At 37.4% G+C, this 14,264-nt stretch carries 16 protein-coding genes; 7 read left to right on the top strand and 9 right to left on the bottom strand.

The genetic code is table 11. The annotated features are described in order from the left end of the window. The first annotated feature begins 71 nt into the window (after positions 1-71). From I6751_RS10605 to I6751_RS10580, 6 genes are all read left to right on the top strand, one after another. Positions 72-1,337, top strand: a complete 1,266-nt coding sequence (locus I6751_RS10605; protein WP_182187716.1) for a PTS galactitol transporter subunit IIC — start codon at positions 72-74, stop codon at positions 1,335-1,337. A 231-nt stretch (positions 1,338-1,568) separates the two neighbouring features. Further along, entirely contained in the window at positions 1,569-2,648 is a 1,080-nt protein-coding gene (locus I6751_RS10600; protein ID WP_196591189.1) for an NAD(P)H-dependent glycerol-3-phosphate dehydrogenase, read from the top strand. A 55-nt stretch (positions 2,649-2,703) separates the two neighbouring features. Continuing rightward, positions 2,704-3,174: a PTS sugar transporter subunit IIA gene (locus I6751_RS10595; RefSeq protein ID WP_196591190.1), complete on the top strand. Its 471-nt coding sequence runs from the start codon at positions 2,704-2,706 to the stop codon at positions 3,172-3,174. Positions 3,175-3,202: 28 nt separating this feature from the next. After that, positions 3,203-3,502: a PTS sugar transporter subunit IIB gene (locus tag I6751_RS10590; RefSeq protein WP_182187713.1), complete on the top strand. Its 300-nt coding sequence runs from the start codon at positions 3,203-3,205 to the stop codon at positions 3,500-3,502. A gap of 70 nt (positions 3,503-3,572) precedes the next feature. Next, positions 3,573-4,595, top strand: a complete 1,023-nt coding sequence (locus I6751_RS10585; protein ID WP_231037894.1) for a zinc-dependent alcohol dehydrogenase — start codon at positions 3,573-3,575, stop codon at positions 4,593-4,595. A 30-nt stretch (positions 4,596-4,625) separates the two neighbouring features. Further along, positions 4,626-5,276: an L-fuculose-phosphate aldolase gene (locus tag I6751_RS10580; RefSeq protein WP_196591191.1), complete on the top strand. Its 651-nt coding sequence runs from the start codon at positions 4,626-4,628 to the stop codon at positions 5,274-5,276. 62 nt (positions 5,277-5,338) lie between these two features. Here the strand turns inward: I6751_RS10580 and I6751_RS10575 are convergent, their stop codons facing one another. From I6751_RS10575 to I6751_RS10555, 5 genes are all read right to left on the bottom strand, one after another. Continuing rightward, the gene (locus tag I6751_RS10575) at positions 5,339-5,692 is read right to left on the bottom strand and encodes a PTS glucitol/sorbitol transporter subunit IIA (RefSeq protein WP_231037895.1); all 354 of its coding nucleotides are present in this window, start codon (positions 5,690-5,692) and stop codon (positions 5,339-5,341) included. Positions 5,693-5,845: 153 nt separating this feature from the next. Further along, positions 5,846-6,832, bottom strand: coding sequence for a PTS glucitol/sorbitol transporter subunit IIB (srlE, locus tag I6751_RS10570; protein ID WP_196591192.1), 987 nt, complete (start codon positions 6,830-6,832; stop codon positions 5,846-5,848). Between the two features lie 26 nt (positions 6,833-6,858). Next, complete coding sequence (gene srlA, locus I6751_RS10565; protein ID WP_182188586.1) at positions 6,859-7,386, bottom strand: PTS glucitol/sorbitol transporter subunit IIC; 528 nt, start codon at positions 7,384-7,386, stop codon at positions 6,859-6,861. 189 nt (positions 7,387-7,575) lie between these two features. After that, positions 7,576-7,941, bottom strand: coding sequence for a transcriptional regulator GutM (locus I6751_RS10560; RefSeq protein WP_182187709.1), 366 nt, complete (start codon positions 7,939-7,941; stop codon positions 7,576-7,578). 88 nt (positions 7,942-8,029) lie between these two features. Next, positions 8,030-9,400: a sn-glycerol-1-phosphate dehydrogenase gene (locus I6751_RS10555; RefSeq protein WP_196591193.1), complete on the bottom strand. Its 1,371-nt coding sequence runs from the start codon at positions 9,398-9,400 to the stop codon at positions 8,030-8,032. A 481-nt stretch (positions 9,401-9,881) separates the two neighbouring features. On the opposite strand from I6751_RS10555, the gene I6751_RS10550 reads away from it, so the two are divergent. Beyond that, positions 9,882-10,691: an HAD-IIA family hydrolase gene (locus I6751_RS10550; RefSeq protein ID WP_196591194.1), complete on the top strand. Its 810-nt coding sequence runs from the start codon at positions 9,882-9,884 to the stop codon at positions 10,689-10,691. 102 nt (positions 10,692-10,793) lie between these two features. Here I6751_RS10550 and I6751_RS10545 read toward each other — a convergent pair whose 3' ends face one another. The 4 genes from I6751_RS10545 to I6751_RS10530 are packed head-to-tail and all read right to left on the bottom strand — an operon-like array spanning position 10,794 to position 14,255. Next, positions 10,794-12,143 carry a sn-glycerol-1-phosphate dehydrogenase gene (locus I6751_RS10545; protein ID WP_196591195.1) on the bottom strand — a complete coding sequence of 450 codons (1,350 nt, stop codon included), beginning with the start codon at positions 12,141-12,143 and terminating at the stop codon, positions 10,794-10,796. A 34-nt stretch (positions 12,144-12,177) separates the two neighbouring features. Beyond that, positions 12,178-12,996: a PTS system mannose/fructose/sorbose family transporter subunit IID gene (locus I6751_RS10540; protein ID WP_196591196.1), complete on the bottom strand. Its 819-nt coding sequence runs from the start codon at positions 12,994-12,996 to the stop codon at positions 12,178-12,180. Further along, positions 12,997-13,761 (bottom strand): PTS mannose/fructose/sorbose/N-acetylgalactosamine transporter subunit IIC, encoded by a 765-nt coding sequence (locus I6751_RS10535; protein WP_196591197.1) that lies wholly within the window; start codon positions 13,759-13,761, stop codon positions 12,997-12,999. A 17-nt stretch (positions 13,762-13,778) separates the two neighbouring features. Continuing rightward, on the bottom strand, positions 13,779-14,255 hold the full coding sequence (locus tag I6751_RS10530; protein WP_182187704.1) for a PTS sugar transporter subunit IIB: 477 nt from the start codon (positions 14,253-14,255) through the stop codon (positions 13,779-13,781). Positions 14,256-14,264 lie beyond the last annotated feature (9 nt).

Here is a 14,264-nt window from a genome sequence, read left to right as displayed (position 1 = left end):
GCGCACTAAATAGTCAAATATGTAAGTAACACAATTTAAAAATTTAATCATCAAAAGGAGCGTAATAACATATGGATACTGTAACGAACGCCATCCAGTTCATTTTAAATCTGGGACCTACTGCAATGATGCCAATTATAATAACTATATTAGGATTGATTTTACGCCAAAAATTTTCACAGGCAATTCGTTCCGGATTAACTGTCGGGATGGGATTTGCCGGTATTTTTCTGGTAATAGGACTTTTTTCACAAAATCTTTCACCGGCTGCTAAAGCCATGGTTGATAATTTTGGTTTGCATCTTGATGTTCTCGATGTTGGCTGGCCTGTCCATGCAGCCATTAGTTTCGGGACTCCTATAGTCCCTGTAGTTTTTATTCTCGGTATTTTAATAAATCTTGTTATGCTTGCTTTCAATTGGACCAAAACAATGGATATAGATCTTTGGAACTACTGGCACTTTATCTTTGCCGGCGGTTTGGTAATGTATTTGACCAACAGTCCGGTACTCGGTATTATTGCCTCATGTATCACAATAGTAATAATTCTAAAGCTGGCTGACTATACACAACCGTATTTAGAGAATTTTTTTGGTATGCCGGGAATTTCACTACCGCATACCGAAGATGTAGGGTGGGCACCTATTTGCATATTCTTAAATAAAGTCATCGATAAAATTCCTGTAATTAACAAAATCGATATAGATGCTGCTATTATTGAAAAGCGATTCGGCGTAATCGGCGAACCTATGTTCATAGGTTTAATTTTAGGAGGATTCATCGGTTTTTTAGCCGGTTATGATGCTAAAGGTGTAATTCAACTAGGTATCAATATGGCCGCTGTCATGTTTTTATTACCGCGTATGTCAAAAATTTTAATGGAAGGTTTAATGCCTCTATCTGACAGCGCCCGTGATTTTTTAAGTAAGCGGTTTCCCGGAAAAGAAGTGTTCATTGGCTTGGATTCGGCTGTCGTTGTCGGTCATCCTTCTGTTATGGCCGTATGTTTATTAATGATCCCTATAACATTGCTCTTAGCCGCTATATTGCCTGGCAACAGGATACTGCCATTTACCGATTTAGCCGGTCTGTGTTTTTGCCTGCTTTGGGCAGTTGGTGCCTCACGCGGCAATGTATTCCGTGGTCTGATAATAAGTACTATCTTAATGGTCGCCATCCTTTATATTGCAACAGATATTGCCCCAGTAAGCACAACAATGGCTAAAGCTGTCGGGTTCCCGTTCCCAGAGGGAACACTTGCCGTATCTTCGCTTGACGGTGGTTCCCATTTTGTCCCTTACATTATTTATAAGATTGTAGAGTTTTTCTTTCATTAATTTGAATTAAAAAATATCGAGGTGATTTTGTGTTTTTCATACAAACAATGCGAATGATGGCAGGTCCTTATCTATGTAACTTAATGGATATTTATTATGCCCATCAGGATATTTTAAATCTTATAGTCTTTATACTCGGAACTATATGGATTGTCTATAAACGGTTTTATAAAAATTCTATAGCCGCAGATAAATAATAAACGACTACATTTGAAATAAGGAGTCTTTTACATGGCAAAAATAACAATAATCGGTGCAGGCGCTATGGGAAGTGCCTTCACAAGACCGGCTGCCGATAACGGTAATGATGTCCGCTTATGGGGGACCAAGCTTGATACTGCAATAATTGATGCTGTAAAAATGGGTAAAAATCATCCCAAACATAATTATCCATTGCCCAAAACAATAAAAAGTTTTTATCATCAGCAGCTTGCGCAAGCACTCGATGGTACAGATATTATCGTAATGGCAATAACTTCCGATGCACTCGGTGATGTATTTGAAACAATTGTTCCATTAATTAAACCAGGGACAACAGTGGTCAGTGTAACAAAAGGGTTTAATTACAATAAAGGAGGGAAAATTTCTTTACCTCCGGAAATTTTAATGGAAAGACTGCCCGATAAATTAAAAAACAAGGTTGATTTTGTCTTCGTCGCCGGTCCCTGTAAAGCAGTAGAAGTGTTATGGGGCACTCCAACAGCTGTGACTTATGCCAGTAAAAACATTGAAACCGCACAACGTATACGTCAAATAATGCAAACTGATATTTATAATATTGATGTCACTGATGATGTGGCCGGTACAGAAATATGCGCTGCCATGAAAAACGCTTATTGCGTTGGTCTGGGCATGGCAGAAGGGTTTCCTAAACAAAAAAACAATTTTCTTCACAAAAACACCAAAGGTGCACTGTTTATTTATGCTGTATCTGAAATGGGATCATTATCAAAGGCCTTAGGCGGCACATACGGTCCAGTATTGGGATTGCCAGGAATAGGTGATCTGGAATTGACCGGTGAAGCCGGACGTAACCGTACATTAGGAGAAGTCATTGGCGGCGGTCTGTCTTCCAGCCATGCTATTGCCCAAATGAAAGAAAATGATATTACTGTTGAAGGTTACCCTGCAATAAAATTCGGTTATCTTTTAATGAAAGAACTTGTAGAACAAAAAAAACTGTCATATCTGCCTTTTCTTTGTGCCTTATATAAAATACTTTACCAAAATGCTCCAAGCTATCAAACGATAAAAGAACTAATCACACAATGTACCTCACAAAATATCAACAACAAAAAATTCAATAAATAACAAAGAGGTGATTATTGTTTATTCATTTATCGGAACAAATGAATAAATAGTAAATATGAAAAAAACATTTCAATTCGATATGGCTGTCAACGAAATCCAATTTGAAGCAGACACCGCCGAAAAAGCACTAACAAAATTAAGCCTTAATCTTTATAAATACGGTTATGTTAAATCCAGTTATACTGATGCTATACTTAACAGGGAAAAAATTTTCCCTACCGGTTTAGCTTTTTCTAACTATGGCGTAGCGTTGCCGCACACTGATTGCTGTCATGTAAACAAACCTATGATAGCTGTTGGTGTACTAAAAACACCTGTCATTTTCCATAATATGGGTGACGCCAATCAAAATGTCTCAGTAAAAATTATATTCATGCTGGCAATGAACAACAGTAAAAATCAACTGCAACTATTATCAAGTTTTATGGAAAATTTGCAAGATACAGCTTTATTGGAAAATATTGTTCATTCTAAAACGCCAGAAAGACTCACTCAGATTATGTCGGAAAAAATGACAATACACTAACTTTTATAAAATTGAGGAGATAATTACCATGAAATACAGAATTCTGACTATTTGTGGTTCAGGGATAGCCACTTCAACAGTAGCTGCTGAAAAATGCCGTAAAATGTTGTCCCAAAGAGGGCTGGATGTAGATGTTCTTGAATGCAATGCTACCGATATTGCCGCTAAGCTTGCTACTTTTCGACCGCATATCGTTGTTCCAACAACTACTATTTCAGATTCGATGCTGGGTGGTGTAAAAAGATTTCCCGGACTTCCATTTATTACTGGGATTGGTACCGACAAAGTAGTTGATGATATTGCCGCTTATCTAAAAAGCATAAGCTGACATTTTTCAGTAACCATTTATTACAAATTTCCCGTTCATTCTAAAAATTATTAATTGTGAGGTAATAATAATGAAAACTGCGCAATACTATGCTCCTGAAGATGTAAGAATAGAAAACAAACCTATACCCATCCCTCAAAAAGATGAAATCGTCATTCACAACAAAATTGCACTGACTTGTGGCACAGATGTAAAAATGTACATGCGGGGTTATCCATTATTTACACCCCCCCATCCTTTTGGTCACGAAGCTGCCGGTATCGTTGACAGCGTGGGTGCAGGTGTCGTCTCTTTTAAACCGGGAGATCGGGTAGTCGCTCACAATTCAGCTCCCTGCAATAATTGTTATTATTGTAAACAGGGACAGCAGTCCATGTGTGAAAATCTCACCTTCAACTTTGGTGCTTTCAGTGAATACCAGCTTATTCCTGCACCTATTGTAAAGCAAAATGTATTCCACATTCCAAATGCCATCGATTTCCGTGATGCCGCCCTGACCGAGCCATTTTCTTGTGCAGTATATGGTATTTCTGAAATTGGTATAGAAACAGGAGACACCGTAATAGTCAATGGTGCAGGTCCAATAGGCTTAATGTTTATCCGTTTGGCATGCTTACGCGGTGCCCGAGTAATTGCTACTGATTTATCAGAAATTCGTCTCGCCCTTGCACAAAAATTAGGAGCCAGTGTAACTATAAATGCCAATCAGGATAATATTATAAATAAAGTAAAACACTATACTGATGATCAGCGCGGCGGTGACGTTGTCATAGAAGCTGTCGGATTACCTGACACATGGAAATCAAGTATAAATATGGCCCGCAAGGGTGGTCGTGTTCTTTTATTTGGCGGTACCAAATCAGGCAGTACTATGGAACTGGACACTACGATGCTGCATTATTCTCAGCTTACTATAAAAGGCGTCTTTCACACTACTCCCAAATACGTACAAAGAGCTTTTAATTTAATAAAAAATGGCGTAATAAGCTCTAAAGATTTCGTCAATGAAGAATATCACATAGAACAAATACAAGATGCAATTTTATCGCATAAAAGTGGTAAAGTAATCAAAAACTGCATTGTCTTTGATTAAACCAATCATCAAAGTAAGGAGTGATTTATTATGGTACTCGAAAAAGAACGCCAAGCCGTTGTCAAATATTGCCGCAAGCTTATTGAATCCGGCCTGACAAAGGGTACTGGCGGTAATATAAGTATTTTTAACCGTGGACAAAAACTGTTTGCAATAAGTCCAAGCGGTATGGATTATTATAATATGGAAAAAGATGACATTGTCGTTATGGATTTAGATAATAACATCATCGATGGTACCAAGAAACCATCAAGTGAAGTTCTGCTGCATAGTATCTTTTACAAAAAACGACAAGACGTCAGTGCCGTCATCCACGCTCATTCACTGTACTGCACTGTTCTTGCTACGATCAGAGAAAAATTGCCGGCTTCCAGCTATCTCATTGCCTTAGCCGGGAAAGATGTTCCTTGTGCCGATTATGCCACTTTCGGAACTGAACAATTAGCCGAATTTACCTTTAATGCCATGACTGGCAGAAAAGCTGTTATTATGTCTAACCACGGATTATTAACCGGCGGCAATAATATATCACAGGCCTTCGACATTGCCGAACAAATAGAATTCTGCGCTCAAGTATGTGTAACAGCACGCTCTATTGGTAAACCGGTTATTTTAGATGACAAAGAAATAGCTTTGATTTTAAAAAAGTTTGCTGTTTATGGTCAGAATTCTCAGGATTAAAAATAAGGGAGCCACTGCATATCGCAGTAGTTCCCTTATTATAATTTTTCTTGTACAACCTGTTATTCAATAGAAATAATATCACCTATAACCGGTTCAGGCAGTCCATCACCCTTTAAATTAATTTGTCCCGGTAATTCTACCTCAGGATTATCAATAAATTTTAAAGTACAATGCCCCAATGTTTTTAATGTATGCTGTGCTTCGTCACCCACGGCTGCAACCACATAAGTTTTACCGCCGATCTTAACACGATCGCCAACGGCTACCGGTTCTTTAAGTTCACCTTTAGTATGCATATAGCAAACTTCCGCCAGTGCCTCCATTTCACATTGTTCAAATATGATCATATCCCCGGCTGTTAAAAGATCATTTGCCATAGGTCCGATGTTAGTTATTTCCACTTTGTATTTCAAACTGCTCACTCCTAAGATCATCATTACCTTTTTCTATTATTATAACATTAAATCTGTACAAAATTTTATCTATTAGATATTTTATATCTCCAAATAATATAAAACACTTTCAGCCGAGATTTTCCTAAAAGTGTTTTATACTTAGTTTAAAATTTACGAAAACAATCCTATACCAACAAAATAAGCCACAATAACACCGATCGGTCCGCCCAATTGACGTGACATCAATATTGCTGGCACCCCGATATCAACAGTTTCCGGTTTTGCTTCCATCAGACTTAAACCAACCGGCATAAAGTCGCAGCCTACTTGTGAATCTATTGCAAATAGTGCCGGCAGGGCAAACTCTGGTGAAATAGCTCCGGCACCAATCTGTGTACCAATCAAAACACCAATTACCTGAGCAATAACAGCGCCCGGGCCTAAAACTGGTGACAGAAACGGCAGCGAACAAATAACGGATATGATAAACAATCCAGGCAGTGAACCGGCATATGGTGATAAATGCACGGCAATAAAATCACCTAACCCAGAACCCATTATTAAACCTACGATCATACTTACGAAAGCCATAAACGGTAAAATAGTTTTTACAACCATGTCTATGGTATCACGGCCGGCTTGGAAGAATATCTGGATAACTCCTCCGGCGGCTTTGCCGAACCGCATTAAAATATTTCCCTTTTCTCTTTTGCCAGCGGGTGCACTTTTAGCTGCCGGTTGTACGCTCTGCGCTGCCGGTGCAGCTGTATTTATGCTTGCTGCGCCGTCGGCTGAAGCTGCACTTATACCATTGACTTTTACATCAGAAACATATATTGATTCATTAATAAATGCTGCAAGCGGACCGGATTTACCAACCGGTGTGAGGTTCACCGTCGGAATACCTTTCTTAGGATAGATACCACAGCGCAATGTTCCACCGCAGTCGACAATTGCGACAGCTATTTCTTCATCCGGAACACCGTGGCTAAAACCATCTACCAATTCAGCGCCGAGTAATTGGGCTATCTTTTCCGCAACTTCCGGTTTCTCACCGCCGGTTATATAAACTACTTTATTGCGTTTTCCTGACAATTTAATTGTCAGCGGTCCGCCAAACCCATTAGGTCCTTTTTCTATTCTAACTGCATCAGCCATGTTTTATTCTCCTTTATCGCTCAATTTTAAAGTTCGACGCCTTTTTTCTTCATCATGTAAAGCGTAATTTTCTCCGTGATGATCCCACGAATCAGTATTACAATTACACCGGCCAGAAAATAGCGCACAGCCAGTTCACTGGTAGGCAGTCCCAGTTGAGCAATACCATTGGCAATACCAAGCCATACAAATAATTCAGCGGGGTTGGCATTAGGAAAAAGACCGGTTATTGGATGACAAAAAGTAATACATGAATCCATAAATGCCGGTTTGTATTTTTCCGGCAAAAACCGCCCCATTGTATATGCCATCGGATTTCCTAAGAAAAACATTGAAATTACATTAAATACGGTATAACGTAAAATTATATTTTTACTTGTCAGCTGTGCCAGCTTGTTGATTCTTTCCTGCCCCATAATATGAATAAATGCGTTAATGGCAGTAATTAATGCTATCAATGTCGGCAACATTCCTGTTACCATACCGACAAAACTTTTACCTCCCTCTTGAAATAAACCGATAAATCCCGCTGCCAGAACTCCCAGCTCCTGCATAATCCCCATCGTATTTCCTCCTAAATAATAATAAATAAAATACCTTACAGGCACTTAGCCTCTTGTATCCTCTGCAAACACAACCTCCCTTCTTTAAAGTAATCAATATAATTAATATAATAATTATTAAAAATAAGATATTGGAAATTTTCTAACTATTTATTTAACCAACAATATATCGCCACATTACTACGATAAACTTAATTTTTCTTCCAAATTATCCAAAGCCTGCAATAGAGCTTTATTTTGTTTTTTAGCCTGCAGCGCTTCTCGTCTCAATATTCTGACATTCTTTCCCTGCCATTCAACTATATTCTTAAACCTTGCCAGCACAGTTCTTCCTTTCATCTGTTTCGCCTCAAGTATCCGACCTGCGTCGTCACTTACCAAAACCACCACATTCCCTGCAGCCAGTTTGTATTTCTTTTCTCCTATTCCAACATGTCCTTTTGTCATAAAATCTTTCACTATGGTTTTGAAATGATTCATTTGCCGATACATAAAGAAACATTGCAGTACATAAAAAACAAATGCAAGAAACAATATTTTTTCCATTTTACCACCTACAGTTGCAACATAGGAGAGATTTTATACTCTCTTATGCCGCAATTATTTGATAAAAACCTATTAGATCACACAAAACCTATTCCTTAATAAAATCGTCTATTACTTTTGTATATTTTTCTGTCAAACCAAGATCTGAAAGCATATTTAATATAGTGTAGCGCTGACGAACTTCCTTAGCGATCATCATACTATTATGAACGATTGTTTCATCAACACCCACATCCTGGGGACGAAGCGGTGCACCAGCCCGTTTCATAATATTCTCAATAAATGCCGCTGTTTTTGCCATTTTTGCCAAAGCAATAATTTTATCAAAATTATCTCTAATCTTTTCTATACGCTTGATGCGGTTTTCCACAGAATTTCTTTTATCCTTAGCAGCATTTCTCAATATTCCCGGCGCCGCTTTACCATAAAGACGTTTGATATCCTGTTCCCATTCAGCTTCATCAAATTTTTTGGCAGCATCTATTGCTGCAGTGAAATCCACTTTTTCCTGAGCGAATGTTTCATAAATCTTGCCAACTAAAATACTGGTAAGACCGACTTTTGTGCCATGCAAAAGTGCTTCCTTGCCTTGGAATAAAAACATCATTTCCCAATAATGTGACAAATGGTGTTCACTTCCTGATGCTGGACGGGAATTGTTAACATAACTCATAGCTATGCCCGTACGGAGCAATCCATCCATAATATTACCAATGGCAGCATCAGAACGTGTTTTTACACCATCAATGTTATCTATACATTTTTGGATAGCATCGGCTGATATCTTTGCAGTTGCCGGGCAATAGTACTCATCGTTTATTATTCTGCTTAGTTGCCAGTCAACAAGTGCTGAACATTTGCCTATCATATCGCCAAGTCCTGCCAAAATCATTCTTTCCGGTGCTTTCTTCAATATATCGACATCACCTAAAACTACTTTGGGTAATGCACAAGGGACACTTGTTTTCAAATTATCTATTGTGAGCGCTGATGTGTCTGATACAAAACCATCCATCGAAGGAGCCGTGGCGACAATCATTGATCTTATTCCCGTACGACCGCTTATATATTTAGTAAGATCATTAAGTACTCCCGAACCAACAGCGATAAGAAAATCCGTTGAATTATCAACCGCCAAAATCAATTTTCCCATGGCCTGCTCATCCGGAACCAAGTCACGATCCACAGTATATATAACTATCTTATAATCGACACCTTTTTGTTTTAATAAATTTTCCACAAGACTGCCCGCTACCTTGTACGTATGTGAATCTGCTACTATTAACGGATGTTTGCTTTTATATTCTTCAACAATATCAGCAACTTGATTTATGACACCATTCCCAATAATAACTTTATCAACATTCATATAATGTTCCCGACCGCATTCACACGGAATTCTCTTTCCGATAAAATCATTGATTTCCATTTTGCTTACTGCTTCTGCTGTTAATTTCATGTATTTTCATCCCTTCTGCAATAGATGCAATAGATTACAAAAATGCTCAACGTATATACAACATGCCCGTCATATTCTATTCAATAAACACCACCATTTATTCATTGAACCGAAATCTTCCAGATATGATTCATTTTACAAAATTAAATCATGTCCTTTTTCTGTTTAAATCTTTCGTTTATTTTGTTTTACTATTCTTTATTGGTTTTATTATAACAAATCATTTTGAAAAATCAAGCTTTTTTTATTTATTATAATTTTATTTTATCTGTCAGACAAAGCCCTTATAATTAAAGCTTTTATAATATAATCAGCAGTAACAATGCCTCTTTTTATCGTTATTTTTTTATTATACTTTACTTTTTTTATTATCATTAAAAGCATAAATCGTTGTTTTATATTTAAAATAATCGATTGACATTAATTTGTTATTTAGTTATACTCTAATCAACGATAAAAGTAACTAAAGAGGTGTAAAAAAATGTTTTCAAATACAAACGAAGACAAGAACGATATTATTAAAAATATCGAGTATTTTGCTCTCGACATGGATGGTACCGTTTATCTCGACGATTATTGGATAGAAGGGGCAAAAGATTTTCTCAAAAAAATTGAATCTTCTAAGCGTAAATACGTTTTTCTGACTAACAATTCATCTAAAGGTCCTAAAAACTACGTTGATAAGCTTCATAAAATGGGACTTGATATTGATTTAGATAAAATCATCACTTCCGGACAGGCAACAATTTATTATTTGCAGCAGCATTATCCCGGTAAAAAAGTTTTTCTTTTAGGCAATGATTTACTAAAAGAAGACTTTGCAGAAAATGGCATTCTTCTTGACGACACTAATCCAGATTTAGTTGTTACAGCGTTTGATACTACTTTGGATTATAATAAGATGTCTAAGGTATGTGATTTTGTTAGAGCCGGATTGCCATATATAGCTACTCACCCTGATTATAACTGCCCTACTAAGACAGGTTTTATTCCTGATGCCGGGGCTATCCACGCTTTCATAAAAGCCTCTTCTTTTAGATATCCGGACCGTATTATCGGTAAACCCAATGTTGATATTGTGAAATATTTACTTGCCCGTCTTAATACAACCGGCAAAAAAGTCCTGATGGTTGGCGATCGCTTATACACGGATATTGCTACCGGTGTCAATAACGGTCTTTACAGCATGTTGGTATTAAGCGGTGAAACTAAGCTTAAAGATGTGGAATCTTCTAAAGTCAAACCCCACCTTATATTTGACTCTGTAAAAGAAGTTATCCCATTTTTATAAAACCCTCCAGAATCATAAAACAGAATGGACAACAGCGTATTCCTTCCCATTTAACGCCGTTGTCCATTTTGTTTTATACTATGAATTCTGACTGTTGTTATTTCATGCTTTTATGTTTGCTATCTGTGCACATACTGCATCAGCAATTTCTTCCTGCCAGCCGCAGTCAAACAACAATTGCAACAAACCATAACGATTACGCAACTCCTTGGCATAAATTATACCATTTCTGAGCATTTCTTTAGTAACATCGATTTGACTTGGTAGATACGGTGCATTAATTTTTTTCATTTTATCTATTATTTCTTCTATGGATGGTAATTTTTCTGCTAAGTCAATAATTGCGTCTTTATGTTTTTCAATCATAACAAGCCGTCGTGCCACATTTTCGTCAGAGTTTTTATGAACACGGTCTTCAAGTGCAATAACACCAGGTGCTGCAGGTCCATACACGCACTGAATATTTTTTATCCATTCCGCTTTATCAAAATGCGGTCTTGCAAATACTGTCGTATTTCTTAATTTTTCAGCCATTTTTTGATAAAGCATAAGTGATATAACCGTACCTACACCTACTTTAGTGCCATGATGCACGCCTTCATGTCCATGTTGTAAAAAAATCATTTCCCAGTAATGTGACATATGATGTTCACTACCTGAGGCAGGGCGAGAATTGCCGCTATAGCTCATATCAATACCAGCCAGTATCAATCCTTCCATCACAGAAGCGACCGCTGTTTCATTGCGTTCCGCAATGCCATTATCAGCAGCTGCTGCTACATCAGCCACTGCATCATACATCATATTTACCAATTTAGGACAATAATATTCATCATTTATAAGATGAGCCAGCTTCCAGTCTGTCAAGCAAACGTATTTCCCGAAAATATCACCAATACCAGCGGTAATTAAATGCATTGGAGCATCTTTTAATACGGCCGTATCTGCTATAATAGCCGCCGGACGTCCCACATTTTCATACGTAGTTTTAAGATTATCCACAATTAGCGGTGCGACATCGGATGCATAGCCATCCATTGACGGTGCGGTAGCAACAATAAAATAATCAGCCTTAATCATGTGAGAAATATATTTGCACAAATCATTTATTATCCCGGAACCAATTCCTATTAATAAATCACATTCGTTGGGAATATGAGTCATGACTTTTCCTACCGATAGCTCGTCAGGCACTAACTCATGGTTAGAAAATATATATTTGTTATATTTTATATTATTTTTATCAAAAATCTTATATAATTTTTTTCCGGCTGCTTTTTGTGTATTAATGTCGGCAATAATACAAATATTGCCGTAATCTTTTTCCTTCACATATTCCGGTACCGCTAAAAGCGCACCATGTTTCAACAAAACATGCCGAATATCACATTCATGATTACGCCCGCAATCGCATGTTATCTTTTTATCTATATAATCTTCCCAATTGCGCAATACAATCTCCCTTTCTATTTCAACATTTTATATCTTAAAATATACCTAAACAGCCTGTCACAATACCAAACAAAATTAATGCTCCCATCAATTTTATCGGTGATGTTCCTTTGCGGACATAATGTAAAACTGCCAATGTCAAAATCAAAGGAATAAGTCCTGGCATTAATTTGTCAAGCAAATCATATTGTAAATCAAACATAGCACCGCCGCCTAAATCAAAATTGAGATAAAATTGTAATGGAATAAATCTACCTACCAATCCCCCCATTACCATCGTTCCCAAAAGTGAAGCAGCTTCTATCACTCTATTTATTTTCCCGCCCGACATTATTTCTTCTACTGCCCTTCTACCATATTTATAGCCATTAAACCACATATTATAAGATATCCCGGTCATGATTATAAATTGTGCAACAAGAAAAATAATAGGTCCGGCAATATTATTATTATTGGTTATCCCAATACATATGGCCAGCATTATCGGCGTTATAACACCTTGTGTAAGCGTATCCCCGACTCCGGCCAACGGTCCCATCAGTCCTGTTTTTATACCATTAAAAGCTTCATCGGTGATTGGCTGTCCGCCAGCCCTTTCTTCTTCCATGGCCACCGTAACGCCATGTATGACAGAACCGCATATTGGTTCCGTATTAAAAAATGACATATGCCGTATTATGCCTTGTTTTTGCTCTTCTTTGTCTTGTGGATAAAGTTTTTTCATTATTGGCAGCATTGCATGCGCAAATGCTGTAGCCTGCAAGCGTTCATAATTATAATTTGACTGCGCAAACATGAACCAGTTTAACCATGATTTACGTACGTCGGACTTCATTAATTTATTAGCGTCCATTTATACATTGCCTCCCTTATCATTTTTACTGTAATTTATAGTGCTTATTGTCAAAGCAATGACTGCACCAATTATTGAAATTATGATAATATCCATGCCAAAATACACTGAACATAAAATCCCTAAAACAAAGAACGGCATTGTAAAACTATTACCAATCAATTTCAAGTTCATCGCAATACCAAGTGCCGGGAGCATTGCCCCTATTACATTGAACACATGTAAAATATTTGGTGTAAGCAAGCTGAGCATTCCGTTTACAGCAGCAGGGCCATAATAAACTACCAGCGTTGCCGGGATAAAACTCATAATAAACAATAGTATCTGTGGTGGTACTACATTAATAAATGCCACCATATTAATGTTGCCTTTTTCTACCTCTTTATCTGCCCAATGCACAAAAAATGAATTTATCGTCATTTTACCGATCCACAGAACCGTCGCTATTGTTCCCAATGGTACCGATATGGCCATTGCCGTACCTACATCAAGATTTGATGCTATTGCCAACGCTGTCCCCACATAACCGGCAAAAGATGGATCCCCCATCTGAGCTCCACCAGCTGAAATAAATCCTAAATATATTACATTTATCCCAGCACCAATCAATGCTCCTTCTAATGGATGTCCCAAAATAATACCGGTTATAAAACCTGCCAAAAGTGGCCTGTTAAAAGTAAAAAATCCAACATAAGTTAACCATGGACTCCATGAAAGATAATAAAACAACCCTATTAAGCCTGCCTGAATCACTGTAACTTCCATTTTTTAACTATCTCCCTTCATTTAAAAAAATTTTGTATATCTTTTGGAGAATCATCCGGTACGATCTGCACTACCACATGTACTCCATCGTCAATCAATTCTTTAAAACATATCTTTTCATCATCCGAAATAGAAATATTTCGATAAAGTTGTTTACGCCCTTTTGTTGCTCCCATTCCTCCTAAATCAAGTTCCTGTATTTTTACCCCATTGTCCATAAGTGACTTCACTGTCATTGGTGTCTTAACTAAAACAATCACTCTTTCCCCCATATCATCACCTTTCAGTATTTCTGCCGCCGCTTCGACCGTATGAATACCAATCTTAAATGACGCCGGTGCTGCCATTTTAATTATTTTTGACATAAATTCATCATTGGCTACCTTGTCGTCTACAACTATAATCCTATTCCCTTTTGTCACCTTGGCCCACGCCGTTACAACCTGTCCATGAATTAATCGATCATCAATTCTAGTCAATACAATATTTAACATAACTTTTCT

This window comes from Pectinatus frisingensis (assembly GCF_015732285.1).
GTDB classification, from domain to species: domain Bacteria; phylum Bacillota; class Negativicutes; order Selenomonadales; family Selenomonadaceae; genus Pectinatus; species Pectinatus frisingensis.
The sequence above is the reverse complement of the archived record's forward strand: the minus strand, read 5'-3'. Positions and strand labels throughout refer to the sequence as shown.